22 protein-coding genes are annotated in these 26,361 nt (G+C 69.6%); 14 read left to right on the forward strand and 8 right to left on the reverse strand.

Translation table 11 applies throughout. From position 1 onward, the window contains the following. Positions 1–173: 173 nt before the first annotated feature. A complete protein-coding gene (locus CW359_RS47230) occupies positions 174–2,453 on the reverse strand; it encodes a transposase (protein WP_105974923.1) in 2,280 nt (759 codons plus the stop codon). A gap of 406 nt (positions 2,454–2,859) precedes the next feature. Here CW359_RS47230 and CW359_RS38795 point away from each other — a divergent pair, with 406 nt between their 5' ends. Together CW359_RS38795 and CW359_RS38800 are read left to right on the forward strand one after the other, a co-directional pair. Then, positions 2,860–4,005, forward strand: coding sequence for a hypothetical protein (locus CW359_RS38795; protein ID WP_105974924.1), 1,146 nt, complete (start codon positions 2,860–2,862; stop codon positions 4,003–4,005). An 18-nt stretch (positions 4,006–4,023) separates the two neighbouring features. Continuing rightward, a complete protein-coding gene (locus tag CW359_RS38800) occupies positions 4,024–4,896 on the forward strand; it encodes a hypothetical protein (protein ID WP_232838794.1) in 873 nt (290 codons plus the stop codon). A gap of 203 nt (positions 4,897–5,099) precedes the next feature. Here the strand turns inward: CW359_RS38800 and CW359_RS38805 are convergent, their stop codons facing one another. Next, positions 5,100–7,745: a DEAD/DEAH box helicase gene (locus CW359_RS38805; protein ID WP_105974926.1), complete on the reverse strand. Its 2,646-nt coding sequence runs from the start codon at positions 7,743–7,745 to the stop codon at positions 5,100–5,102. Further along, entirely contained in the window at positions 7,745–8,605 is an 861-nt protein-coding gene (locus CW359_RS38810; protein WP_232838795.1) for a hypothetical protein, read from the reverse strand. Before CW359_RS38810 ends, CW359_RS38805 begins: the two co-directional genes overlap by 1 nt. A 166-nt stretch (positions 8,606–8,771) precedes the next feature. Here CW359_RS38810 and CW359_RS38815 point away from each other — a divergent pair, with 166 nt between their 5' ends. The 3 genes from CW359_RS38815 (at position 8,772) to CW359_RS38825 (ending at position 10,874) form a co-directional block, all read left to right on the forward strand. Next, positions 8,772–9,251 carry a hypothetical protein gene (locus CW359_RS38815; protein ID WP_105974928.1) on the forward strand — a complete coding sequence of 160 codons (480 nt, stop codon included), beginning with the start codon at positions 8,772–8,774 and terminating at the stop codon, positions 9,249–9,251. 448 nt (positions 9,252–9,699) lie between these two features. Continuing rightward, positions 9,700–10,677, forward strand: coding sequence for a hypothetical protein (locus tag CW359_RS38820; protein WP_157968724.1), 978 nt, complete (start codon positions 9,700–9,702; stop codon positions 10,675–10,677). 20 nt (positions 10,678–10,697) lie between these two features. Continuing rightward, complete coding sequence (locus CW359_RS38825) at positions 10,698–10,874, forward strand: hypothetical protein (protein ID WP_157968725.1); 177 nt, start codon at positions 10,698–10,700, stop codon at positions 10,872–10,874. An 81-nt stretch (positions 10,875–10,955) separates the two neighbouring features. On the opposite strand, the gene CW359_RS38830 is transcribed toward CW359_RS38825, so the two are convergent. Both CW359_RS38830 and CW359_RS38835 read right to left on the reverse strand, forming a co-directional pair. Next, on the reverse strand, positions 10,956–11,867 hold the full coding sequence (locus tag CW359_RS38830) for a hypothetical protein (RefSeq protein WP_105974931.1): 912 nt from the start codon (positions 11,865–11,867) through the stop codon (positions 10,956–10,958). Positions 11,868–12,365: 498 nt separating this feature from the next. Continuing rightward, on the reverse strand, positions 12,366–12,620 hold the full coding sequence (locus CW359_RS38835) for a hypothetical protein (RefSeq protein WP_105974932.1): 255 nt from the start codon (positions 12,618–12,620) through the stop codon (positions 12,366–12,368). Positions 12,621–12,930: 310 nt separating this feature from the next. On the opposite strand from CW359_RS38835, the gene CW359_RS46105 reads away from it, so the two are divergent. Continuing rightward, the gene (locus tag CW359_RS46105) at positions 12,931–14,262 is read left to right on the forward strand and encodes a hypothetical protein (RefSeq protein WP_198655547.1); all 1,332 of its coding nucleotides are present in this window, start codon (positions 12,931–12,933) and stop codon (positions 14,260–14,262) included. Positions 14,263–14,973: 711 nt separating this feature from the next. On the opposite strand, the gene CW359_RS38860 is transcribed toward CW359_RS46105, so the two are convergent. After that, the gene (locus tag CW359_RS38860) at positions 14,974–15,174 is read right to left on the reverse strand and encodes a hypothetical protein (RefSeq protein WP_105974937.1); all 201 of its coding nucleotides are present in this window, start codon (positions 15,172–15,174) and stop codon (positions 14,974–14,976) included. Between the two features lie 424 nt (positions 15,175–15,598). Beyond that, positions 15,599–15,916, reverse strand: coding sequence for a hypothetical protein (locus CW359_RS38865; RefSeq protein ID WP_157968727.1), 318 nt, complete (start codon positions 15,914–15,916; stop codon positions 15,599–15,601). A 1,038-nt stretch (positions 15,917–16,954) separates the two neighbouring features. Between CW359_RS38865 and CW359_RS38870 the strand changes: the two genes are divergently transcribed. The 7 genes from CW359_RS38870 to CW359_RS38900 all read left to right on the forward strand — a co-directional run bounded on the left by CW359_RS38870 (position 16,955) and on the right by CW359_RS38900 (position 23,124). Next, positions 16,955–17,305, forward strand: a complete 351-nt coding sequence (locus tag CW359_RS38870) for a hypothetical protein (RefSeq protein ID WP_105974939.1) — start codon at positions 16,955–16,957, stop codon at positions 17,303–17,305. Between the two features lie 7 nt (positions 17,306–17,312). Next, positions 17,313–18,017, forward strand: coding sequence for a helix-turn-helix domain-containing protein (locus CW359_RS38875; RefSeq protein ID WP_105974940.1), 705 nt, complete (start codon positions 17,313–17,315; stop codon positions 18,015–18,017). Positions 18,018–19,278: 1,261 nt separating this feature from the next. Further along, complete coding sequence (locus CW359_RS38880; protein WP_105974941.1) at positions 19,279–19,461, forward strand: hypothetical protein; 183 nt, start codon at positions 19,279–19,281, stop codon at positions 19,459–19,461. A 312-nt stretch (positions 19,462–19,773) separates the two neighbouring features. Continuing rightward, positions 19,774–21,129 carry a replication-relaxation family protein gene (locus CW359_RS38885; protein WP_105974942.1) on the forward strand — a complete coding sequence of 452 codons (1,356 nt, stop codon included), beginning with the start codon at positions 19,774–19,776 and terminating at the stop codon, positions 21,127–21,129. Between the two features lie 413 nt (positions 21,130–21,542). Next, positions 21,543–21,794, forward strand: a complete 252-nt coding sequence (locus tag CW359_RS38890) for a hypothetical protein (protein WP_198655548.1) — start codon at positions 21,543–21,545, stop codon at positions 21,792–21,794. 137 nt (positions 21,795–21,931) lie between these two features. Beyond that, positions 21,932–22,765: a ParA family protein gene (locus CW359_RS38895; RefSeq protein ID WP_157968728.1), complete on the forward strand. Its 834-nt coding sequence runs from the start codon at positions 21,932–21,934 to the stop codon at positions 22,763–22,765. Further along, entirely contained in the window at positions 22,762–23,124 is a 363-nt protein-coding gene (locus CW359_RS38900; RefSeq protein ID WP_105974945.1) for a hypothetical protein, read from the forward strand. Before CW359_RS38895 ends, CW359_RS38900 begins: the two co-directional genes overlap by 4 nt. Positions 23,125–23,666: 542 nt before the next feature. Here CW359_RS38900 and CW359_RS38905 read toward each other — a convergent pair. After that, positions 23,667–24,956, reverse strand: coding sequence for a hypothetical protein (locus CW359_RS38905; protein ID WP_105974946.1), 1,290 nt, complete (start codon positions 24,954–24,956; stop codon positions 23,667–23,669). A 200-nt stretch (positions 24,957–25,156) separates the two neighbouring features. Here CW359_RS38905 and CW359_RS45590 point away from each other — a divergent pair, with 200 nt between their 5' ends. Continuing rightward, positions 25,157–25,396, forward strand: a complete 240-nt coding sequence (locus CW359_RS45590; RefSeq protein ID WP_157968729.1) for a hypothetical protein — start codon at positions 25,157–25,159, stop codon at positions 25,394–25,396. Positions 25,397–26,361 lie beyond the last annotated feature (965 nt).

Below are 26,361 nucleotides of genomic sequence, written 5' to 3' on the forward strand. Positions count from 1 at the left end.
CATCTCACGCCATCAGCAGCGCAGGAAGACACCGTGGCGGCGCGTGCTTGCCGGTGGCTGTCGTGCGCCGGTGAGGGTCGGTACACCGACGCCTTCGGCGGGTGCGTGGGCGGCGCTGGGCTTCTTGTGCCGGAGCGGCGGTACCGCCTCGGTGTGCGTTCGGGGGCGGTGCTTCATCCGCTGCCGTCCGGTGGGCGGGCGGCAGCGGCCAGGCGTGTCTGCCAGTACCGGTCGGTTTCGGGCAGGACGGTGTGGCAGATGCGTACCAGCGTGCCGTCCTCACGCCAGCGAAGGAAGCGGCGCCGGCAGGCCAGGAAGGGTCCCAGGGCCTGGGGAAGGTCCGGCCACGCCTGCCGGGTGCAGGCGATGTGGACGATGGCTTCCAGGATCTGACGCTCGCTGCGGGGGCGACCGCCCGTATGCCGGGGGGCGGGCAGCACCGGCGCCAGCGTCTGCCAGGCATCGTCACTGATGCGCGGCTGCCACTGCGGTTCCTCGCCGGCGTGTTCCATCAGCGCCTCGACGAGCCTGCGCTGTCCCGCCGCCAGCCCCCGCGCATGCTGGCAGCGCAGCCACGCCAGGGCCTGTTCGGCGTCCGCGGCGTCCGGCCACCACTGCACGCCGGGTGGCAGCCCGCGCAGATGGTGGCGGGCAGTCCACCACATGCGCTGCCAGCCGACCGGCCAGGGCGGGTTCCACCGCGCGTCGAGGACGGCCAGGCGCCGTCCCAGGCGGGTGGGCCGGCCCGCGCGGCGCTGGCGCAGCCGGACACTGGTCAGCCAGGCGCCCAGCGCGAACCCGTCGACGGCGGTGGGCTGGGACACCGCGAGGTGTCCGTGCCGGGCGGCGTAGGCGCCCGCGACGGCCAGGGCATCGCCGAGGGGACGGCGCCGGCCCGGCCAGGCGTGGAAACGTTCGACCTCGCCCGTGGTGAGGCCGAGTTCGGCCAGCAGGCGCCGCTGGTCCTCGTGCAGCTGCTGGTAGTGGGCGATCTGGTGGCGCAGCCATCCCTCCAGCCAGTCGGGCAGCCCGTCCAGGTTGTCCCCGCCGTGCACCGGCCCGTGCTCGCGCACCACGTCCCGGGCGCGGTACCACGCGCGCTGCCAGTCGACGGGCCACGGCGGATTCCACCACGCGTCCAGTCGTGCAAGCCGCGCCGCCTGTCCCGCGCTCAGCAACGCGGCGACGCTGCGCCGGTAGGCCAGCCACCGCCCCAGATCGAACCCGTCCCTGATGCCGGTGTCGGTGTGCGCGAGGGCCAGATGACCGGACCGCTCCACCTGCCGGCGGGCATGCTCAAGGCCTTCGTCGAACAACTGCGCACGCCATCGCTCCAGCCCCTTACCGTGCCCGGCCCGCTGCGGCACCGCGCGCGCCGCCGCCGGCCCTGCGCCGCTCGGCGATGCCCCGCCCGCCGGCCGCAGGACCGCTGCGGCCTCCACCGGCTGGTGCGGACCGTGCACCCACCACATTCCCCGTCCCCGCAGCGGCGGCGCCCCGCGCCGCTCGCGGACCATCGCCGACACCCACAGGGCCAACGCCCCTCCCGGGCCGGCCTCGTCCACCTCCGCCAGCCAGGGCCGCCCCAGACGCGCGCCCAGCACGGCCGTGAACTGTTCAGCGCCCGCCCGGTCGCGCAACAGACCCCCCGTGTCCTGCCCGGCCCGTTCCTGCAGCCGCGGATCGAGCAGGGCCTTCGCCACCGCGACGACCTCCGGGAAGACCACCGCATCGCGCACCAGCAGCCGCCACTGCTCAAGGCCCCGATCCGCGGTATCCCCACCCCGCCGGACGGCAAGGGCCACCAACTGCTCCCGACGCGGCCCCCATACCGCTTCCCGGACCCAGAATTCCTCCCGCTCCCACCAGCCGCACACCACCGCCCGCGCCAGCGCGAACACCTCCCGCGGTACCGCGCCGGCCGCCTGCGCGGCCCGCGCCACGCGACGCCACCGGCGCTGCGCCCGCTCCAGCTCCCCGCTCAGACCGGTGACCTCGACAAACCCCAGCGAATGACCGGCACCCGCCTCCAGCAGCCACCGGTCATGCCGCGCACACAGCCGGCACCACGGCGGCTGGTACACCCACGCCGGCCCCTCACCGCTGCGCCGGGCCGCACACAGGCCGCATCCGAACACCACCGGCCCCCACGTCAGGGCCCCCATCCTCCACTGCACCCGTCCTCGCCCGTCCCTGCCGGGCAGCGTCTCAGGGCCCGCCGCCCACGACGGCAGCGCCCGCGCCAGATGCCCTGCCGGTACACGGCACCACCCCGCCAACTGCTGCTGCGCCACCCCATCGAGCAGCACCTCGCTGTCCGCACGCCCGCGGTCTTTGCGCTGCACCCGGTTCGCCTGCACCCACCCGTCCAGCAGATCAGCGGCCTCCAGCCCGTAGGCGGCCGCCACCCGGCGCATGAATGACCACGTCGTCTCACCCGCCACGGGCACCACACGCAGGACTCCTCCCACCCCGGCTGCCTCCCGTCCGCGCCCCCGGCCAAGGACGCCGGCCGCACCCCGCCCCCTCTCCAGCCGCGAGAGCCGACGCCAGCCGACCGTCTGCGCTCCCAGGTCTCTCACACCAAGCCGCGGCCTGCGGCCAGTTCCGGCATAGCCACGACGCCACTGCGCACCCTCGGCTACAGGACCTGCCACACCCCAGGCCCGGGGACACCCGTCCGAGAACCCACCGTGGAGCCCCCTGGTGTTCCTGGGCGTAAAACTTGCTTTATCTGCAAGCTTGCTAACCAAGGAAACTCACTGAGTAGAGTTAACTTGCCTCAAATAGCAGCTTGCCTAGTTAAGGAAAGTTAGCAATCTGAGCAAGTTGTCACGTTGGGTAGTGGCTGGAGTGAATATGGATCCAAAGAGTGACGGGGGGGAGTCGCCGGCGCGGCTCTTCGATGCGGGTTTGGAGCAGCTGCGCGGTCTCTTCGGCGAGGGCTGGGCGGTCGAGGCGGCTCCCGGCTTCCAGCAGGATCCTTCTGACTGGTACGCGGACCGCATGATCGAGATCCGCTCCACCGACATGGGCCACACCACTAGGTACGTGGTGGACCTGAAGTCCTCGCTCACGCCCCGTACCGTCGATACCGAACTTCTGAGTAAGCTGCGCCTGGTCCGTCAGGTGAACTCGTTCACCTCGCTGCTGGTCATGGCTCCCTGGATCTCTCCCAAGACCCAGGCTCTTCTGCGTACCCACGGCATCAGCTACCTGGACCTGACCCGCAACGTGTGGATCCGGGCGGACCGGCCGGCCATCTTCATCTACACCGAGGGCCAGACCCGCTCCCCACGCAGCGCCTCGCAGTCCTCGCCAGCAGTGACCTTGTCGGGCTCGAAGGCAGAACGCCTGGTGCGCATCCTGGCCGACGTGAGGCCGCCCTACCGGGCCGGCGACCTTGCAGAGGCGACCGGACTCAGCCTGGCCTACATCTCCCGGCTTCTGGGCGCCCTCGAGGACCAGCTTCTGATCCAGCGTCAGGGCCGCACCATCCACGCGGTCAACTGGGAGGACCTGCTGCGTGCCCGGGCAGAGCACTCCAACTTGCTCAACCTGAACCCCTACAGCGGCTTCATGGCTCCCAACGGCATCGACTACCTGCTCGACCAATTGAAAGACGCCTTTATCTCCCGCCACCTCCTCGCCATCACCGGCTCCTACGCCGCGCGCGAGGTGGCCCCGCTATCCATCGGCGGGCAGCTCATGATCTACATCCGCCCCGACCACTTCTCCGACGAACTCGTGGACCATCTCGGGCTCCTTGAGGTGAAGCAGCAGGCCGACGTGCTCTTCCTCGACGCCCACGACCCGGTGGTCTTCTGGCAATCTCGCATCGTCGGCGGTCTGCGGCACGTGGCGCTCAGCCAGCTCGCCCTCGACTGTCTCAGCGGTCCCGGACGCCTGCCGGCCGAAGGCGAAGCCGTCCTGGAGAGCATGGCCGCCCACGAGCAGTGGAGGAACTTGGACATTCACACGATCAAGGACTGGAAGTCCGCCTAAGCTCAGCTGTCCTATGCGGTGAGCAAGGGTGGGGAGACAATGGCCGTAGTTCCTGAAGGTGTGGATGCTCAGCAGCTCCACGTGGTTGCGCGCCGCGTCCTCCTGGACGGCCTGACCGCCCTCAGCGACCAGCTCGACGCCCTGACAGTCGTCGGCGCGCAGGCCGTCTACCTGCGCACACCCCAGGCGGCCCTGCGGACCTCTCCTTTCACCTCGGACGGCGACATCAGCATCGACCCCGACCGCCTGCAGGACGCTCCGCTCCTCGACCAAGCGCTCCAGGAGGCAGGCTTCGAGCTGTTGCGTGACAACCAGCCCGGTTTGTGGGCGCGGACTCAGCGGATCGGCGACCGAGAGGTTCCGATCGAGTTCGACCTGCTCATGGCCAAGGGACTGGCGCCCAAGATCGGCAGTCGCAGTGTCAAGATCCCCCCGCACGGTGTGATGTCAGCTCGGTGGGTCCCGGGCCTGGAGGTCGCCGCCGTCGACCGCTCACCCATGAACATCACTGGCATCGAGCCGTCTGACACCCGAACGATCACCGTCAACGTCGCCGGCCCCGCCGCTCTCCTGGTGGCCAAGGCCTTCAAAATCAACGACCGTCTGAAGCAAGCAGACACTCGCCCCGCACGCCTCACCGACAAGGACGCCGGCGACGTCCTGCGCATCATCCGGGCCATCCCCGTAGCTCAGGTCGCAGCCTCCTTCACGAGCTTGTGCGAGGATCCCAGAGTCGGCGAGACCACCCGAGAAGGCTTGCAGCTCCTCAAAGACCTCTTCGGCGGACCCGCCACACCTGGCGTCGACATGGCAGTGCAGGCCCTGAGCGGTGACCTGCCCGAAGCCACGATCCGAGCCCTCGCACCGGCCTACATCTCCCGCCTGATGTGACGCACAGGTTCGCTTGGCGCGCTGGAGCGAGACGCAGCGCCACGGCCCGATGCCGGTGTGCGCACCTGCTGACTACGACGGACACGCAGCCCAGCTGTCCGTCAGCTCGGCCGCCGCACAGGCTCGGCACCAGCCGAGGCGCGGGTAGCGGCGCGCGACGCTGTCTGGTTCGGGGCCGGTGCCGGTTGTGGTGGTGACGTCCTTCACGCCCAGTCGACTCCGAGTTCGGTGAGTGCGGTGCGCTGGTCGTGGGTGAGTTTGTCGCGGCGGGTCTTGGTGTTGGAGATCCATACACCCAGCTTGTGCTGGTGTTCCTGGCCGTCGATGACGACGGCTTCGACGTGCCCCCTCGGCACTGCCTTGTGGGCGCCCTCGCGCTGGACCCACTGGGCGAGGGCCGCCAGACCGCGCTGGAAGGCTGATGCCTTCCCGGATGCCTTCGCGCCGTCTGTGGTGGTTGGTGCGGGTTGTTCGGCGGGTTTCACTCCCAGGCTTGAGAGTCTGCGCTGCTGTTCCTCGGTGAGTTGGAACCAGTCGTGGGTCTGTCGTTGGAGCCATCGTCCGAGGTCGTCGCCTTCGAAGAGCACTCCGGGTTCGATGGCGGGGAGGATGCCGTTGGGTTCGTCGGTGGCGAGGTCGGCGAGGACGCGGTGGTGGCGTTGCCAGTCGAGGGGCCAGGGGCAGTTCCAGTCGGTGTCGATGGCGGTCAGTTGCGCGGCCCGCATGGTGGCGCGTTCGGGGTTTTTGCCGAGGCCTTCCCTACGGCGGAGGTTGGCCATGTGTTCCCCGACCGGGGTCAGTTCGCTGTCGGTGGTGCCCCAGAGGGCGTCGCGTCGGGGGGCGAGGTGGCCGTGGGCGCGGTGGTAGGAGCGCAGGACGGCGAGTTTGGTTTCCCAGGCTTCCTCGCCGGGTTCCCACACGATCCCGGCCTCGTCGAGGAGTTCGTGGCGGTGGTCGTCGAGTTCACCGGCGCGGTAGGTGCGCCGCTGCTGGTGGACCCAGCGCCCCAGCGGAAACGCCTTCGTGACGCCCACGGTGGTCTCGGTGTCGTAGGGGACGGCGTACAGGCCCGTGATCCCGTTCTCCTTCCGCCACCGGAGCAGGGCTTGGTAGCCCTCGAGCCACACCAGGGATTCGGGCCGGTAGACCCGCGTGCGCAGGAACGCGGCGATCGTCGCCGCGTCGCGGGGGCTGGAGAAGTTCAGCAGTACGGACTCCACCGCCCCCTGCGCCCCGTCCCGCTCCTCGGCACCTTCGCCTTCGCTGCCGGCCCCGACGATCCGCCCGTCGTTGTCGCGGACGAGGTGGTGCGGCTTGGTCCGCGGCTGCCTGGTCAGGGCGTGGGAGGCGAGCTGTTCGACGAGGCGTTCCGAGTGTGAGCGCAGGCCCTGGAGAACGGCTGTGAGCGGGCGGAACGAGGCGGAGGCGACCATGTCGTCGGGGTCCTCGCCGGGCTGGAGGAAGACGGGCACGATGATCCGCGCGACCTTGGCCGTGCCGTCGGGGTTCGGCCGAAGGGCCCGGCCGATGTTCTGGACGATCTCGACCTGGGAGCCGCGGGTGTCGGCGAAGCAGATCGCCTCGACACCGCGCTCGCCGGTGATGTCGACGCCCTCGCCCAGGACCCGCACGCTGGCGAGGAAGGCCCGGTGTACGCGTTTGTTGTCGGCGTCGAGGCCGTCTGCGAACTGGCGCAGGACTTCGCGGCGTTCGGCGACGAGGTGGTCGCCGCACAGCCACGCCGACCACACCCTCTCCGGGGGCACATGGCGGCCGGCCTCCAGCTCGTAGAACTCCGCATCGATCGACGACGCCGGCAGGGCCTCCGCGCCGGCCAGTGCCTCGTCGGAGACCTCGGCCGCGTAGAGCCGGGCTGCCGTCTGCGGAATCTTCTGCGCGAACGCTGCGGCTTCCTCGACCCGCTGGTGGAATGTCATGACGGTGCGGAGGTTGCGCGCGGCGGCGTGCTCCAGGAGGGCGGTCTGCAGCAGGGCCAGGCGCCGGCCGCGCAGCGCCTCCTCCGAGAGTCCGGGGCCGGGGGAGGGGTCGCGGATCTCCAGCACGTCGATCTCGAACCCGGCGAGGATGCCCCGCTCGATCGCCTCCGACAGACCGAGCTCGAACAGCCACTCGCCGTAGGGGCCGTCGGGGTCGCTGGCCATCGTCGCGATCTCCAGCTCCCGCCCGTCCGCACCCTTCTGCGGGCGGGGCGAGGCGAGGATGCGCGGGGTCGCGGTCAGATAGAGCCGGAAGTCCGCGGGGATCCGGGAGTTGTCGTGGATCGCCGCCCACGGCCGCCCGAGATCACCGGTGGTTGAGTGGGCTTCGTCGACGACGGCGAGGTCGAACGGGGCCATTGTCTGCCCGTACAGCCGCTCCCCGCCCGCCAGCGCGGTCTCCAGCGGCCCGCGCACCTTCGCCCGGCCCGTGATGTCCTCGGGATCATCGCGGTCCACGAGCGAGGCGTACGTGGCGAACACGACCACCGGCCCCCTGCCCGCCCACAGGGCGAGCTGGATCGGGTTGGTGGTGGTCCGTACACCGAGCTGCTCCAGGACCTCGTCCTTCTCCAGCGAGCACACCGCGACCATCGGCCCGTGGTGGCCGACCCTCCGCCACGCCTGGGCCGTCTGCACGAGCAGGTCGAGGGTGGGGACCATGACGAGGATCCGCCCGCCGCGGAAGCACTCCCGCGCCGCCCACGCGGCGGTGATCGTCTTCCCGGACCCGGTCGCGGAGACGACGGTCCCGCGCAGCCCCTGCGCCGGTACCGGTGACCTCGTGGGGAATCCCGCCCACGCGCGGATGCGCGCGTTCGCTTCCACCTGGTGTTCTCGCAGGCTGATCATCACTCAGCTCCCGTCTGACCGACGGGCTCTGGGCGGTCCTGCGGCGTCGGTTTCCCGGCCGGCGGCTGCTGGAGGGGCGGGGTCTGCTGTTTGCGGCGCCGGCGGTGTTCGCGCTGGGCCTGGGCGCGGGCGCATTCGCGGGTGCAGTACTTGATGCCGCTGGTGCGGTTCTGCCCGTACGTGGCGCGGCCGCGCTGGCGTACGAAACTGCGGCGGCAGGTCTCATTCGCGCACTCGCGGATCGTGGCGTCCTCGGCGAGGTGGTTGTAGAGCTGGAGGAACGCCACGGCCAGGACGGTGGGGTAACGGTCGCTCAGACTGCCGATGCCGATACTGAACGGCCTGAGCGCGGCGTTCAGTTCGCTCACGAGGTTGCCGATCCTGATCTCCAGGACTAGTTCGCGCAGGTGGTCCAGGTCCCGCGGCCACGCTTCCTCACGGTCGGAGTTGCTCGCCTGCCACTGCGCCAGCTCTTCCTCGGACACTTCCGGCTCGACGAGCGCGTCGAGCCCGCCCCTGCGCCGCAGGGCCAGCCAGGTGGTGACGGCCGCCTGCGCCTCCCTGATGAATAGCGTGGCCAGTTCGCCGTGCAGGGCGAACGGCGCGCGGGGGTGGTCGCGCTCGCTGAGCTCCTTGAGATGCTCGTAGACGTCGACGTCCCAGCTCCCGGTGCCGATGCTCCCGCCGAGGTGTCCGTAGGCGCCCATCAGGGCGGCCACGGCGTCGAGGTCCTCGGGGTCGACCTCCATGAACTCGCGCAGGTAGAAGTCCTCCGGCACGGGGACGGTGTGCGCGCGGGAAGGGAGCTGCGGGGTCCAGACGATCCACTCGCCGTCGGCCCGCACCTTGCGAAGAGGCATCAACTCCGGTGTCGGCACGGGCGTCCCGGGCCAAAGCGTAGGACGAAAGCGTGGGTCAACGTATGCCTCCATGAGGGGCATCATAGCGTCCAGGAGGGTAGGACGAACTGTGAATCCTTCGTATCACGTGCAGGGATCGCGGAACGTACCCGAGGGGGAACCAGCGTTGACGCAGTGGCAGGACCGTCAGGCGATAGGCGACATGCACGAACGTCGGGTGGCAGCCGCGCTGCGCGCCCGCGGCTGGACCGTCCAGCCCTGCGGACAGGGCACCTACCCGCCCGCCGTACGGGAAGCCCTGCGCCGGACCCGCTCCGCCCTGCGGCACTTCCCCGACCTGATCGCCGCCCGCGGCGCCGACCTGATCACCATCGACGCGAAAGACCGCATGCCCAGCACCGACTCCGACCGCTACGCCGTCAGCAGGGACACCGTGACCGCCGGTCTCTTCTTCACCGCGGCCCACGCCCCGACCCCGCTGTACTACGTCTTCGGCGATTTGAAGGTCCTCACGCCGGCGGAGGTGGTCCACTACACCGCCCACGCCCTGCGTCACCGCAGTGGTGCCTTCCACCTCGTCCGCACAGAGCAGGCGCACTGTTTCGACGATGTCTTCGGACCGGTCGGTACAGCAGCTGCGGCATGACAGCCACCGCATCCCGCCCTGCCAGCCGTAGAGTGCGGGTCCCGTAGCGGGGCCCGGCAAGCCGGCCGGGCTTCCATCGACGTAGAACCGCCTGCCGCCGATGCGCCCCAGAGGGCAGTCGAGGACCACACCGGCCCCCGGAGCCCGGGGAGGCATCATCACGATCACACGGCGGGTGATCGCGTCTCCGCAGCCGGGCATCGGGTGCGAGCGGGGCCACTCCCCGGACATCAATGATCTTGCAGAGAATTATTTCTATTCAGAATGGCATTTCTGTTAATCATGTACTCGGCGTTCTGTTCCACGAAATTCCTACCGGATATGTCTTTCTGGCCCCACATTCTGCTTTCGATCGTGAATAGGGCGCGCTCCGCTGGAGCTGGTGGCGGCGGACCGGTTCATCTCGTTCGTTACGTGGGGTGTGGCGGCGGGGATGATTGTGTGGTCGATGCTGAACAGCACCCCGTACGTGGCCGATCACCTGGCCCCGGAGTGGCGGCGCACGGCGTTCGTGCTGCCCCTGGTGGTCGACCTGGCGTTCGTCGGCGCGCTGCGCGCGGACGAGATCGCCTCCCGGCACAAGGTGTCCGGTGGGTGGTGGGCCGGGACGCTGCGCTTCTTCACCGGCGCCGCCTCGGTGTTCCTGAACATCGGGCACAGCGCGGAGCGCGGCGACTTCACGGGCGTGTTCCAGCACCTGGTCACCCCGGGCATCCTCGTGCTGCTCGCCGAAGCCGGGCCGGTCTACCGGCGCCGTCTCGGGCAGTGCCTGGACGACGTCGAGCTGGAGGAGGCTGCCAAGGCCGATGCCGCCCGCGCGGTCCGGGACCAGGAGGCGGAGCGCCGGCGCCGCCGGGAGCAGGACGACGCCGACCGCGTGCGGCGCCAGCGGCGGGAGGACCAGGAGTTCACCCTCGACCTGGAGGAGAAGCGCGAGGCTGCCCGCGCCGCCCGCGAGTTGCAGGCCCGGCGCCTGGACCTGGAGGAGAAGCGCCTCACCACGCCCGTTCCTTCAGCCCACAACGGTGCTGACGGCATGACGGCACACCGTTACGACGGCACGACGGCACAGAGCCCCATGGGCCCGCAGACGGAGCGCCCGGCCGCCCGCCCCGCGCACGTGACTGACGGACACGCCCCGGCGGCGGTCCCGGCCGCACCGGTACGCGTACCAGTCGCGCCTGTTGTGCGCCCGCGCCTCACCCGGGGGTTGCGGCCCCGCAGCCCCGCATGGGAGCCGACAGCGGCTCCGCTGTCGCGCGCATGGCCGACTCCGGTACGGCAACCGCCGACAGCCCCGTCCCGGCCCGCAGTGACGTCGTGGTGTCCGTGGCCGCTACCCAGACCGCCCCGGCCCGGGTGGTCACGGCCCGCGTCGAGGCGGACGGGCACCAGGAGCAGCCCGAGCCGGCCGTCGGCCCGGTGAAGGACTGGGAGCTCCCGGGCTTGCCGGTCGAGTGCGCGCCGGGCCGGGCGCCCGAGCTGCTGACGGACGTCCAGGCGCGTGCCCGGATCGTGTACGGGCTGACCCGTACGGACTGGACGCAGCGGCGGATCGGGGAGTTCGCGGGCCGGTCGGCCACGACGGTGAACAAGGTCAAGGCGAACGCGTCGGCGGCGTAGGGCGCCGCGGTTTCGTACGTACGCCGTGCGGGGCCCGGCCGGAGTCATTCCGGCCGGGCCCCGCACGCGTGTGCCGGCAGTTCACAGATCGTTGATGCGGCGCTGCCAGACGGCCTGGGGGTCGTCATCGTTGTTGAACGGCCTGGCGGGCCGGTTGAAGGCCACCGGCGCCCCGGTGGTGGCTTCGTGGGGGTCGAGCTGGCCGAGGGCGTCGGGGTTGAGGTCGTAGACGTGCCGGGTGCGCAGCGGGTCGTCGAAGAGTCCCTGGTGCAGGGGCCGCTTGGAGACCTTGATGAGGCCGTGGGCGGCGAGCTCGGTGAGACCTTTGCGGCGGGTTTCGTCGCTGAGGTCGTAGACCTCGCGGCCGATCCGGGGCGAGAGCCAGACCTGCTTGTTCTCGCCGCGCCGCTCGTGCAGCAGCACCAGGTACATGGCGACCGCGGCCCCGGACAGCTCCATGATCCAGCCGTTGGTCCACAGGCCGGCCGGGAGCTGGACGTACAGATGTTCGTCACGCTGTGCCCGAGGCAGGGTTTTGATCGCCGGTCCGGGCGCTTGGTAGGGACGGCCGGTGCCCGCGTCGCTCAGGAGGTGAACGGCCGAGGGAGCGCCCTGACGGCGGCGCAGCTCGATGAACGCCTCGCGGTCGAGCCAGCGCAGCGCCTCCTGTACCCGCCGTACGCCCGCGGGGTTGTCGCCGTACCCGAGCAGCAGGGTCCAGGTGATCGCGGGGTACTGGAACACGGGCCGGTCCTCGTTGCGCGCCAGCCACAGCATCGAGAGGTACAGCTGCAGCCGGGTCGCGCCGCCCCGCCCGCCGCTGCCACGCAGCAGCCGCGCCATCGGCGGCGAGTCCCCCTCCGCGCCGGCGCGCGCGATGAACCGGTACCGGACGGCGGCGCTGCGCGCATGACTGATCAGCAGGGCCTGCTGGGCAGCGGACCGCTGAGCGGAGCGTGCGGCCTTCACCTCGTCATCGGACTCGACGGCCATCGCGTAGACTCCTAGCCAGATAGTCAATTTAGTAGTGCCATAGCTAAGTGTACCTCTAGAGCCGCTGTAAACGTAGGAGCTAGTTGGGTGCAAGTGGTTATTCAAGTCTAAAACCAGCGGTGAGTGCCTGGTCTAAAACACCCAGTCTTGACGCGCAGCCTCGCACAGGCCTAGAGTGAGGGCACGTTGAAGCACTCACCCGACACGGGGTGGCCAGGTCTGTCGGCCCAGAGGAGCGGGGGCTGATACGGAGCGAATGCGTGCGGGAGACCAGAAGCGGGCCTCACGGCAAAAGGACTGACCTCCTTCGTAGGTTTCCGCGGTCTCGCAGGTCCCCGGTACGGGCCTGGCCGCCAGGTTCGCGCAGGTAAGGGGTGACCCCAGGCGGGGTCACCCCTTACGTCTTTCCCTGGGCGCGCGCCCAGCTGGACCTCGCATACGGGGAGGGGGCCCGGCCGGAGACGTCTCCGGCCGGGCCCCCTCCCCGTACGTCGCTGTTTAGATGAGTCCGAGCTTCTCCTCGACGTAGAGGACGAAGGCGGAGAAGGTCACGAAGGTGCCGCCGCCGTAGGCGGCCTTCTCGAGCCCGGTCGCTCCGTAGTGCGCGGAGATCGTGTAGGCGACGAGGCCTCCGACCGCGCCCGTCAGGACGCCGACGATGATCGCGAGCACTCGGGCCCGGATGCGGAGACGTTCGATCTCCCTCTCCAGCGCTTCGCGCGAGGCGGCGGGCGGGGGAGTAGCGGTGGTCATGAACCACGTCCTTGTTCGGTCCAGAAGCGTGCCGCCGGGAGGCCGGCTGCTTCACCGCTGACTGGCGGTATGACGATCGAAGCGGCCTGGATCTGTACTTCCCAGGGTTCCCCTGTACCGGGACGATTCGGTACGCGTTCCCTTCTGTTCCCGCAGGTGGAGCGCTATGCGGGAACGAAAGCGAACAAGATCTTTTCAAGTGGGGCGAGGGGGTGTTCGGGCACATGAAGTGATCATGTGTCAGTTCCTGGGATGATTCGGGACCCATGCACGGCCGATCGGCCCGGGTCCAACGGAGGCTCCCCGCACGATGCTTGATCAGTTACGTGATGATCTTGACCAGGCCGGTGACTGGGTGGAGTACCGGGGGCGGTTGAAGGCCTTCCGCGAGCTGTACGGGCCGTCGTTCCGGAAGCTGCAGTCCTACGCGCGGGACGAACTGGGCGTCAGGGACGCGCCCGCGCAGACCACGTTCGTGAACCTCACAAGCGCCACCGCCACGGCGCCGGACTGGAAGCACGTCTCCCTTCTCGTGAGGATCTGCGTCCAGTACGCGGACGAGACCAAGGAGGACCAGGCCGGGCTCGCCGGTCACCTGGGCGAGATCCTTGACGTCTGGAAGAGCACCTTCCTCCGCCTGGGCGGCGTGCTTCCCGAGCCCCTTCCTGCCAAGGCACCGTTGCCTGCGCCGCCCTCGGACGCCGCCGGGGCGCCCGTGGCCGGGCCTGTGCCGTCTCCGGTCGTCGCCGAGCTGCCCGCTGTCGCTTTCTCCGGTGCGGCTCCGGTTCCTTCCCGCTGGGCGGCGGGCAGGGACTGGATGCGGCGGAAGCCGGGGAAGGCCGTCGTCTCGGTCGCCGCCGCGCTCGTCCTGGTCGTCGGCGCGGGCGGCTACATGCTGGCCGACACCACGGACACCACGGACGCCACGGACGTCCGCGGCAAGGACAAGACGCTGGAAGCCGCGGACGGTACGTCCGCTGTCCCTTCTCCGGGCCGTACCGGGACCCCCTCACACTCGCCCTCGCCCACCGTGACGGAGCCGGGCGCGAAGCCGTCGGGCAGCGGCGCATCCCCTTCTTCCGGCATTGGCGGGACCGGAGCAGGCGGGACCAGCTCCAGCGGGGGCGGTACTCAGACCGGCAGCGCTGCCGGCGGTACGGGTACCGGGACGACGGGAGGCACGACAGGCGGCGGCACCTCGGGTGTTCCCGGGGGGAACACCACGGGGAACACGAGCGGCGGCTCGTCGACGACGACCAGTAGCGGCAACGGGAATGGCGGCAGCCAGCCGACGCCTACCCCCACCCCGACGAAGCCCACGACCTACTCGGCACGCATCGCCTGGACCAACAGCCCGGGCGGCGGCGACCCCTGCGACTGCACCATCGTCTACGGCGACCCGAAAGAGGGCGGCTCGAACACGGCCGCGCCGAACGCCCTCTACCGCCCGACCTCCATCACCGTGATCTGCAAGATCACCGATGGGCGGAAGGTCCTCGACGTCGGCGACGACTACCCGGGACCCAAGGACCCCATCCGCTACAACATCTGGTTCAAGATGGACACCGGACTCTGGGTGCCCGCGGTGTACGCCGAGCCCCTCAACGCCGGAGGCCTCGGCGCCCTGCCGACTTGCGCCTAGCGCTGCGGGGGATCGGGTGCTTCGCCGAACCTCCGGGGAACGAGCCGATCAGGATCCGGCAGGGGCCTCACTGCCGCGACCGCGCAGTACCTCACGATCTCGACCGTGGCGTCCTCGATGACGATGGTGTCCTCGACCTCGATCCCGATCGAGACCTCGAACTAGACCTTGCCGACGACCTCCTCGACCGCGCGTTGGATACGCGGCGCCCACACCACCTCCGGATCCGGCTCGTGGGTGAGCAGCGGGTGCCGAGCGGGTGGCCTCGCCAGTAGCTGGCCTCGCGGTAGAGGTCGGCCGCTTCCTTCGCCAGGGGACGAATCCCTCCGACCTCGACGTCCTCGGAGAGCTCGACCTCCGGGGCTCATCCTGCGCCGCTGTATGGATCTTCCCGGCAACGGAGCTCATGCGGTGACCCCATCCGCCTCGCTGACGCCGACGACCTGGTCGCCGAGCTCCTCGCCCGCGCTCTGGACCGCCGTACGACCTCCTGAACACGGCAGCGGCCCGACCATGGCTCTGACCTGCTGTGGTCGGGGCCATGGTCGGGCCGGATGCGGTGCGACCAGAATGGTAAAAGCGCTGGTCAGAGCGATTGTCAGACCTGCCCCCTACTGTGGCCGTAGACAGGGAGGAGAGGGCGTTGACTTCGCAGAACTTGCTGAACGGGCGCGGTACGGCCGGGCGCTCCGGAGAGTGCCCGGCCGGTGGTCAGCGCCGGATGTGGATGGTGACCTGGATGGTGCCGATGGCGCTGCCCGCGAGGCCGGCGGCGACGGCGGCCTCGGTGTGGCCGGTGAGGGCCAGGCCGAGGACGGTGGCGAGGGTCGCCAGGGTGGTCAGGACCGGCAGCCAGGCGTAGAGGCGGGCTGAAGACTCCGTACCCGAGCGGGTACGGTCAAGAGGCGTCACGGTTTCTGGACTCCTTCGACGGAAACGGGAACCCGACGTCAGGCGATGGGGAGGCCCTCTCGTCGCGAAGCAGCTTTTCCAGGGCATGGCTTCGCAGACAGGGGTCTCCCCTCGTCGTCCGAAGGGGACTGCTACGCCTAAGACTCTATGGGGCGCCACTGACAACCCCGGGGGTGTAGCCGCTCCAAGCGCACGGAGAGAGGTCTGATCAGCAGCTTTCCCGTGTGCCAGGGGTGCAAAAAGGGCGATTTACGGTCAGGCGGGCCGTACGCCACCGAGTCATGCACAGCTTGGACTTGCCCTTTCTCCGCACGCTGCTCCTCGTACACGCGGTGGACGAGGACGTGCATCTCGATGAGCGCCTCCTCGTACGCCCCCGCAGCTAGGCGAAGGCGTGGAACTCGAAGGTCGGCTTCCCTAACTGCTACATGAAGACCTGACCGACCTTGTGCACGACGTCCATCACCTTGTGGGCCACGTGCGTGACGATGACGACCACACCGTGTCTGACCATCGCGATGACCTTCATGGGCTCACTGGAGGCGAAGACGAGCTTGAGGTGCCCTGTCGGCTCCTCGACGACCTTGAGCGGCGCGTTGAAGCAGGCCGACGTGACCATGTGGGCCTCGTCGATGATGTAGATCTTGCCCCGGGGGCGCAGCGCGTCCGGCCCCGCCAAGGGCTTTCTGCAGAGGATCCTGCCGTCGGCGCCCGCGGTCGTCACCCGTTCGTGCGGCAACATCTGTTGCGCCAAGGCGTTGCGCCAAGGCGTTGCGCCAAGGCGTTGCGCCATGGGGTTGCGCCAAGGCGTTGCGCCATGGGGTTGCGGCAGGTGTTGCGCGAGCCTCCGTGATCTTCCGGTATTTGCGCAGGTCACCATGCACGTAGGGGAGTGGTCGGGGTGCTGGCATCTTCCTCAGAGCACCCCGCGCCCGCCTCATCTGGAAGAAGAAGGGTGGTGGGAAGCGGGCGGGGCGCGGGGAGCGCTGCCGGGGGATGGGGCGCCCGCCGGTCTCTCTTGTGCGTCGGCGGGGGCTGCGCGCGGCTGCCGGTGTGTGGTCGGCGGCAGTCGGGCGTGTGGGGCCGCGGAGGTGCGCGGATGCAGGTGAAGCCGATGCCCGGCCTGAAGGCGTGGGCGATCGGCTTCACGTGGGCAGGTGCGCCAACACCTGCCTCTATTTCCCTGTGCGCGCCGGTTGGAGCCAGGAGCAATCAGGGCGGACCGCGGACCTGTTGGGCAGATCGCGCTCCGTGGTTAAGAGCATGACTCACGCCATTCAAGATCATTTAGTCCGAGCGGCGCGAAATTGAATCAACCCAGCTCAGGGGCCTGGCCACTCAACGTCACGACAGGGTGAAGCGCCCACCACAGATCATGCTCGGCGCACCCTCCCGCGACCGATGATCATGACTTTGACCTGCGATTTCATCCCCGTTGAGCGCTGGAACACGGTTGTCAGGGGGCCGTGCTAGGGCCTCGCACAGGGCTTTCACCTGCGCTTTCGTGAACCCAGCTCGTCCCCGTCCCCCTCTTCAGTCCGGTTGATCAACGACAAGGTGTTCTTCGAGGAGAAAATCGGCGCATTGGAGCGCTCGTGAGCCAATGTTTTGACGGACTGTCATAGGTGTCGTACGGGCTGAGACCCTGGGCGCAGCAAGTCCTTTCGTGCGGGTGGGAGCGCCAACTTCCACGCTGTGCGCGCGAAGGGATCAACGGTTGGAGCCGAGCAGTACCGTCCGGCGATCTTCTGGTCGCCGGACGGTGATTAGGGAGATCTCAGTGGGCACCAAGCCCTCCACCGCGGCGAGCAAGACGGCCGTCAAGCCGAAGGCGTCCGGCGCCGACGCCATATCCGTGAACGTGCTGGCCACCGAGACGGTGCCCTCCGTGCGCGAGACCACCTCCACGAGCAGCCGCTTCGGTCTGCCCCACGCGCTCGTGATCATCGCGTGTATCGCCACCGCGGCGATCCTCGCCCCGCCCGACATGGGCGTCCGTGACATCCTGCTGCTCCTGGGAGGTGCCGGGGCCATCGGCGCCGGGGTCGTCGTGACGGTGATGACCGGCGGCCGCAGCGCGGGCGGCCGAATCCGCCGTTTCATGCACGCCTACTTCACCGCGGGGGAGTGAGGCCGGCATGGGACGCCCCGAGAAGCCGGTGGACCGTACAGTTCCGGCGCGCGCGAAGCTCGCGGTCTTCCTGCGCCGCCGCAAGGCCGACGCGGACCTGACCTACGAGCAGATGGCCGAGAAGACGAACGGCCTGCCGTCGAAGGCGACCTTCGAGCGCGCCGCCTCAGGCGTCACCGTCCCGAGCTGGGACACCGTCGCCGCCTTCGTCACGGTGACTACGACGGCCCAGGTGTGGCTCATGAGCACCAGCGATCCCATGGTCCGCGCGAAGAAGCTGTGGGTCTGCGCGCGCCGGGCCACCCGGGCGCCGTACTACGTCCACAAGGCGCCCGACCCCCGTCTCATCTCCATTCCGGCGGACCTCAGCCGGGCGCTGCGCCACCAGCACATCTGGGCCGGCTGTCCCAGTCCTGGCGAGATGGAGCGGATGTCCGGGCCCGGCGAGCTGCCCGCCACCACGACTCGCCGCATCATCGCGGGCGACATCCTGCCCGTCGACCCCAAGCAAGCCATCGCCTTCCTGAAGGCCTGCGACGTACTCACACACGCCGACCTCAAAGCCTGGCTCGCCGCAGCGATCCGAGCGTTCAAGCACGACAGCACACAGAGCAGGGCAGGTATCAACGAGTGGGTCCTCGCCCCCTACTTGCTCCCCCAGCCCGATGAAACCAGAAGGGAAGAAGACAAGGATCTTCCCTACGCCGCGTAAATTCGGGCAGCATCGGAGCACCCTCGGGCGGATTTTCGGCCGGGGTGTTTCGTTTTTACGCCCGGATTCCCGAGAGGCTGTCAACGGTTTTTGGGGCGACCGATGGGATTCGGGGCTGCTCGTACCTGACCCGCGCGCGGCTGCCCGCGTCGCGTCCGGGGGAGGGTCGGCCCGGTTCCTGGTGGTCGGCCGGGCTGGTGTGCCGCTGCTGCCGGATTTGGTCTGGGGACGTTCTCTTGGAGGCTGCCAACGCGTGCCGCACGTGTTGCGGGCTGCGCGTGCCCCGCGTCCTCGCTGTCACCGCAGGGCGGCACCGTGTTCGTCACCGCCGGAGGCGAGGGCCGGGGCGGTGCCGGTGTCCAGGGCGCGGCGGCCGGAGACCGGGCGCGCGGTGCGTGCGGCGGCTCGGGTGTCTCGCGCGAGACAGATTCGGCTTGGTCGGGCCGGGTGCCCAGCGGGCGGCGGTCGGTGCTCACCGGCTGGATTGTCCGCCGGTTTCACCGGTTCATGTTCACCGGCCGCCGCGCGGTGAATCCCGGCGCCCAACGCATGCGTACACGCGTACGCGCGTAGGGCCCGCGCCGGTTCGCTCGCGTCCCGGATGAACGCTGCGCTGTTCGTCCGCCAGGCAACCGGCCCGCTCACTGGGCGAGAGGAGCGGGGGACCCGCCGTCACGCCTCCCCCATAACCATGTGGGGGAGGGCCTACCGGCCCGGCGGCATTGGGCCCGTGCGGGGTGGGGTTGCCGACGCGGCACGGGCCCGGCCGCGGCCAGGAGCCGTGACCTGCGCTGTCTGCCCGGCGTGTGGGACCGGTGCTCTTAACGCTGGTGATCCGTTGGAGTACGGCGGGGCTGCGGGCGTGCTTTACCAGGCTGTCGGAGCGGGCCGTCAGGTCCGCGCCGCGCTGTGGGGCGGTCAGCTTCTCGCGGTAGCCGTCGCGCTCCCGAGACTGACCAAATAGACCAAATATTCTATTTATTTACTGCTGTGCCGTTTTAGGGAGGTCGATTGCCATCTTGTGAGGTCTGGTCTTGTCATGCAGCCTCGCGGGAGAGCCGTCTGGGTGACCTAAACACGTGCCTGTAAATGGCCTGGTCAGAGCGGGGGTTGCGGGGCTAACGCCGGTGCCCGGCACTCTGAGCCGCCCTGTCCGGAGCGCCTCCCCGAGACGCAAGGGCCAGGGAGCCAACACCCTGCGCCGCCTAACCACCGCACGCCCCGTCCCGGGGTGTGCTTGATCCCGAGGGAGAATCCCGTCATGTCCACGCTCGTCCTGCTGGTCGTCCTGCTGCTGGTTCTGGTCGGCCTGATGGTCGTCGGCGCGCTCGGCTACGCCGTCTACCGGCGCCCGGTGCTCACCCAGCCGCTCACCGTCGCGCTGACCGGAGCGGCGGTGCTGGTCGCCGTGGTCGCCACCGTCGCCAGCGCCGCCGGCCGGTGAACCCGGGTGAGCCGTGCAGCTGCTCGCGCTCCTGGCCGTCGTCGTCGCACCGCGTCCGGTGCGGCTGCGGCGCAGTATTTGCACGGCCCCGGTGCCGGGACGGACAAGGGGTCCGGGTCCGCCGCGCCAGTCCCCTGTGGTTGCCCCTGTTGTCCCCCTGTGGTGCCCGAGATGCGTCTGGGCCATGTTCATGCAGCTCACCACAGAGCTACGGGGTTCGGCCATGCCTCGACAACCCTCTGTCATGCATGATCGGGCAGGACAGAAGGGGTGTCCCGATGGGAGGGGGCGCCGGGAGGGGAGGGCGGGCGGGTGGGTGGTTCGAAGGTGCGCCGGTACGGGTCGACGGGCCGCACGCGCACGATGTGTCTGGCCGCGCTCGGGGTGGTCAAGGTCGCGACGCCGGACCAGATCCGCCGGCTGATGTGCCCGGGCACGAAGGACGCGGCGACCGTGCGCGGCGGGCTGAAGGACCTAGAGGCCGAGAAGCTCGCCGTCTCGCCGGGCAGCGCGGTGCGGGTGAACGAGGCCGGCGTACGGGTGACCGAGAAGCTGTGGACGCTGACCCGGGCCGGGCTGGATGCGGCGGCCGTGATACTGGACCGCCCGGCCCGGGAGATGGGCGGCACCGCGAGGGCGGCGGCGGCCTCCGGCGCGAAGCACGCCCGCGCGGTGACCGACGTCCTGGACGCGTTCCTGCAGACCCCGCCCGAGCCGACGCAGCCCGTCGCCCGCAAGCACCAGTTCGCCCCCGCCGCGCCGCCGGCCGCCCCGGCGCCGGAGGGGCTGGTGGAGCGGCCGGAGGGGCTGGGGCCGCTCGCCTCCTGGTCGACGGAGGCGGTGCTGCCCACGGGCGGCACCTTCCTGGCCCCGGCCCGCGGTTCGCTGCGCGCCGACATGGTGTTCGCCTCGCCCGGGCACGACCTGGCGCCGCTGATGTTCGTGGAGGTCGACAACGGCACCGAGGGCCCGCCCATCGTCGCGGACAAGATCGAGCGCTACGTGAGGTTCTTCGCCCGCCGGGTCACCCTCGCCGGGCGCGAGGTGCCGCTGTGGCGGACCGTGTGGCCGGCCCCGGCGCGCAAGGGCTACCCGCCGGTGGCGCTGGTGTTCACCAAGGACGTCGGCACCGTCGCGATGCGGACCCGCATGCATGAGGTCGGGCAGCTCGCCCGCGGCCACTGGCGCGGCGAGTGGAACGGTGACGGCTACGCGCCCGAGGGCCAGAAGCCGGACGGGTACCGCGACTACGACCGCACGGTGCCGCTGCTCGCCACCACGCTGCGCCAGCTCGCCGCGCACGGCCCGCACGGTCCGGTGTGGTGGCGCTATGGGCATTCGACGTGGCAGTCCCTCGAGGACGCCCTCGACAACCCCGACGACTTCCGCGCCTACTCGGTGCGCGACGACGCCCGCCGCGCCGCTCAGGAAGCCGAACGCGAGCGTGCCCAGCGCGAGCAGGCAGAGCACCGCCGCAGGCTGGAGGCGGGGAAGTGGGTCTGCCCGACCTGCGAGCGCTACGTCTACCCCGAGGACGGCCTGACGCCCGGCGGCGAGTGCCGCCCCTGCCTGAACTACCGCCGGCGCACCGCAGCCGGAGCCGTTCCGGGGCAGGCCGACCAGCCCCAGACCGGCGGCCGCGTCTTTGGCCGGCGCCCCCGCGCTTGAGGCGCGGACTGCGCACAACGACTCACTCTGACGGCCAAAGTGTCGGCAATCACGAGCATTGAGCCCCGCTGTACCGGGGTGAATTTGGCTCAGCCGGCCGCGCGACCGCCAGGCCGTGGACGGCCGGTCCACAGGTGCAGCCAGCGAGAAGAGGCGAAGAGGGGCGTCAGAGATCCCGGGCGAACGGCACACCGGGTCCGAAAGCGGAACCGTGCGCACCGTGAGGGCTGCCTTACGCGCTTGCACCCGTGCACGCCTGCTCCCGAGAGCGGTCCGGAAGGTGTTCCTGCCCGGGATGCTTATGGTGACCCTCAAGGCCACGGTTCGGTGGCAACAGGGGGGCCCGCCCGCCGAGTTCTTGGCGGTTCGCGGCAGGCGGGCCCAGGGTCTGGACTTGGGAGGTCCCAGTGCCCTTGACGGTCATTGTTGTGCTTGCGCTGGGCGGTTTTGCAACCTACGCCGCTTACAAGGACGAGAAGAAGGGAGCCGCGATCCTGGTCGGGGTCGCCGTTGTCGGCCTCCTCTACCTGCTGCTTGGCCCGGTGCCGACGGCTGAGCAGCAGATGCCGCAGCCTTCGCCGGTGTCCACGACAGCTCCGGGAACTGCTTCTTCCTCCCCGGGCGTCTTGTCCGCTCCGAGCGCGTCCTCGACTGAGGGCCAGTAGCTCAGGTGTATGAGCGGCCGGACCACTGCGTTCCGAATGAACCACCCCTTGTCCGGTGGCTGTTCCGCAGGCCCGGGTCCCTTGTCCGCCCGCATCAGGCAGGTTGTGCCGTCATGCCGTCACTACGGTGTGCCGTAGTGACGGTAGACCGTAGTTGCGGCGGTACGGTCTGCCGTTATGGCGATGACGAGAGACGCGCTGCTGAACCAGAAGGGCGGGGCGCGAAGACGACGACCACGCTGCATCTGGGCGGCACGCTCGCGGCTGCGGGCCGCAAGACGCTGCTGGTGGACCTGGACGGGCAGGGCAACCTGACCACCGGGCTGAAGCTGGACCGGCTCGATCCCAAGGCGGAGCTGACGCTCGCGTCCGCGATGCTGGACGGCTGCGACCGGGAGCAGGCGCGTTCTCTGGTGCGCCAGCACTCGGAGAACCTGTTCGTGATCCCGTCCGCGCTGGACCTGTTCACCCTGCCGCGCAAGCTCTACAGCGTCCGCGGCGGTGCCGAGCACCGGCTGTCGTGGGTGCTGGAGCTCCTGGAGGACGACTTCGACCACTGCCTGGTGGACTGCCGCCCGGCGCTCGAGGTCGACACCGACAACGCGCTGACGTGGGCCACGGACGTGCTGATCCCGGTCGACGTGGACGAGTTCTCCATCGAGGCGCTGGAGCTGCTCCTGGGGCAGGTCCACACCCTCGTCACGGACGCCCGGGTCGCCCCGCCGCGGTACCGGGGTCTCGTCATCAACAAGATCGACCGCCCGTTCTCCGGCTTCCACCAGAAGGTCTACGACGCCATACACCAGCTCCCGCTGCCCGTGGTCGGCGAGATCCCGATGCGCACCGCCGTGGCGGAGGCCAAGAACAAGGGCCTGACGATCGCGCAGTACGAACCGAAGTCCGACGTCGCGCGCATGTTCCGCGACCTGGCCGTGAAGGCCGGCTACCTCCCGGAGACCCCCAGCTCATGAGCAGCAAGAAGAACGACTTCGAGGTCAAAACCGAAGGCGTGAAGACCATGCTGGCCCTGTCCGACCGGTTTCCCAAAGAAACCACAGACCAGAAGGCCAGTGACGGCACGACGGCACAACGGTGGAACGGCGCGACGGCAGTACCTGAGCAGACCACGCCCAAGCCCAGCAAGTACACGCTGCTCCTGGACCAGGACGACGCCCTCACCCTCGACCAGCTCGCCCTCACTCTGCGCCGCCGCGCGGGCCGTCCGGTCGACAAGTCGGAGATCCTACGCGAGCTCATCCGCCTCGCGGATGCCGACGAGCGTGTCGCCGAACACCTCGCCCGCGCCCTGGACCGCCGTACCGCGCCCTGACGCTGCTCGCCGTCACCGTCACGGGGGTCCGGGCGGTCGTCGACCACGGCCCCTACCATGAGTCCGACCATCGCAGGTCACAGCCGTGCGCGGCCCGATCGGCCACCCGAGGGCCCACCTGGGCTGCGCACGGCGCGGGCCGGACGCGCTGCGCACCCGGCTCCGCCAATGGCTTCCTGCGGAGCATCCCGCCCGCCGGCACCCGCTGTCATCACTCACACGGGCGACCCTGGCCCCGTCCGGCGGCAACATCTGTTGCGCCAAGGGTTGCGCCAGGGTGTTGCGCTGGATGTTGCGCCAAGGTGTTGCGCGAGCCTCCGTGATCTTCCGGCGTTTGCGCAGGTCACCATGCCCGTATGGGCGTGGTCGGGGTGCTGACATCCCCCTCAGAGCACCCCGCGCCCGCCTCACCTGGAAGAAGAAGGGCGGGCGGGACGCGGGGAGCGCTGGGGAGGAGCGGGCGCCCACGGGCCCTCGCGCGTCGGCGGGGCCGCGCGCGGCTGGGCGGGGCGCCGGGCGTAGTTGTGGCCTCGGAGGCCAGCTCAGAGCCTGTAGAGGGTGAGCAGAGCCCTGTACTCGGTCGGAATGCTCTTGGCACGGCAGTAGTCGGCGATGAGCTGGAGAAGAGTCTCGGTCTCCTCATACAGGCCGGCTTTCGGGAGTTCATCGAGGACGGCGCTCATCCGTGCAATACGCGTGGTGGTGTCTTCTTCGTACGGACTGAGGGCCAGCTGGGGGATCAGGCGGCGCAGGACGGCAGCGGTTTCCCAGGTCCTTTCGTTGTCGCGCAGGGCGCGCAGCACGGGGGCAAGTGGGGTGCGCTTTTCGGCGATGTGGCGCCACAGACGGCTGGTCTCTGCGGCGAGTCCGGTGTCGCGCATGTGATCGGTCAGTTCGAGTAGTTGCTCCTCGCCGTAGGTGGCGGCGATCGCGGTCAGGAGAGTGTCGGCGAGCTGTTTCCGGTCGTCACCAATTGGCGTCCGGATCTCATCGGAGGTGAGGAAGTTGACGAGTTCTGACGGCTCGCGGTGCTGGGTCATCTCCTTGAAGAGGAGACGCGCCGGGTTGGTTTCGGCAGTGTTCTCGGGGTCCGGGAGCAGCGTTCTCGCGTGCTCCCAGACACGCTGGAGAGGCATGTACCGGTGTGCTGTTTCGAGGACCTGGTCGGCTTCACGGCGGCCTAGCGCCCGGAGTTCCGCCGAGAGTTCTTGGAACTGGTCGCTGAGAGCGCCGGCGACGATGACGGTGTTGGCCAGCTTCGAACGGCCCGCGCTGTGGAACTCGTCCATGACTTCGATGCAGTATTTCGCGGACTGGGGTGGCGTCCACAATGCGGCCGCAAGCGGCGGCATCAGCCGGTCCTGGCCCTCGTTGTCCATCTGCTCCAGAAGGGCTACGAAGCTGTGGGGCTCGGTAAGGGCGGCCATGGCTTTGGGCAGTGGACGGCTGTAATCGGCTGGATCGGTGTGCCACGGGGCACCGATCTCTCCCTCGTCGGCTGCTGGGGCGAGTTCGGCGGCCTGCCAGAGCTGGTGGAAACGGCTGACCTCAGCATCGACGTCGGGTCGACGGTGGGACCAGGAGGCCAGCGTGCGGACCATCGCCTGCACGTTCTCCCAGCGCGGCACCTGGGCAGGACGGCGCAGGATCGCGCTGACCGTCTCATGGCTCGGCGCACCCCGGGCACCGGAGTCCGCCTCGATCTCGGCACTGACTTGCCGCGACGAGGGCGCTCCCGCATCCATATAGAGACGATGCAGGCCGCTGATCAGTTCACGCAGCGGGCCGGGCGCCAACTGCTCCTCGGAGGGCATGGTGATCCTGGTGGGCATGAGGCTCCCCCTGTTTCCGCTTCGACAAGGCTCCAGGATCTGTCAGATCTTGAAGTCGCAGGCCGTATATGGACGCACTGGCTTGTCAACCTCCGGCGTTTCCGCAGTACATCGCGTCAAGGGCCTGTGCCGTGCCGCCAGCGTGGAAGCAGACGCAGCACTCGCACCGGGTGCTCACCCACCATGCTGGAGACAAGATCATGACCACACGAAAGCGTCCCTCCGCTGCTCGCCTCACCGGCGAACCCGACGAGGGGAATCCCGTGTCCTCGCTCCGCCTCCTGGTCTTGTTCCTCTTGGTGCTCGTCGCCGCGATGCTCTTGGGCGGCCTCACCTACGTGACGTACCGCCACCCGGCACTCGCCACGCCGCTGGGAGTCGCCACGGGAGCCGCAGCCGTTCTGGTGGCCTGTGTCGGCGTGATCCTCGCCCGGCAATGACTTCCCACGATGGGTGCTCTTGGGTCGGACAGGCGGCCCATGGCACCCGACTGTGAGGCTGGCGAACTGCCAGGGTCGGTGCTGCACGATGACCGGGGCAGGACTGCCGCAGCGCGACGGTTGTTAATCGGGGGAAGAGGGAGTGGGAGCGGGTGGCGTAAATCTGCGATTCACCGAAGCACCTTCGGGCGTGAATTCGTCTGGGGGTGTTTCGTGTTTACGGGTGGATTCTGTTTGGGTTGTCTATGGCGTTTCTAGCGACCGATGGAATTCACCAATGATGTCTGACGGTCCGTCAGTTCGGGCCCGTGCGCGGTGTGGGGGTTCTGGTGGGTGGTGCGCCGGCCTCTGTTGGGGAGGTCCGGTCGGGTCCTGGTGGGGCGTGCCGGGGTGGTGCGGAACATGGTCCAGGGCTCGCCTGTTTCGGGTGTACGCGCTGCTCACAGCGCTGCGCCCCCTCGGTCCGGCCCCGCGCCCGCGAGGGCGGGAGGCGGGCGTACAGGGTTGCGCCCGGTTCGGCTCCGGGGGGTGGACAGGCCGTGTTCACCCCTCAGGGGGTGTCCCCAGGATCCGCCAACGCTACATGCAGCTACGCACTGATGCAGAGTGGTGCAGCCTCCATTCCAGAGTCCATCCAGGGCCCAGAAGTGAAGCACAGTCAGTAGTCAGACCAGTGACGGCACTACGGTCTGCCGTCATGACGGCAAGATCCATTCGCGCCGCTCCGGACCACCAGCCGGACCCCCTCCCCTTGCTGCCAGCCTCACCTCCGCAGCGGAGCGGAGGGGGTGGCCCGAAGCCCCAGTCCCTACACCAATCCCGCAGGTGATGCACCAGACTGAGGCACTCTCAGCCGGGGCCGCGCAGCGGGCCGGCCTGCCCGCGCAGCGGGCTCCGGGCGCGGCACGCGCCCGGCTCGGATCCTCGGAGCGAAGCGGAGAGGATCACGTCCGGCGCAGCCGGAC

Origin of the sequence: Streptomyces geranii (assembly GCF_002954775.1) — a bacterium.
Lineage (GTDB): Bacteria > Actinomycetota > Actinomycetes > Streptomycetales > Streptomycetaceae > Streptomyces > Streptomyces geranii.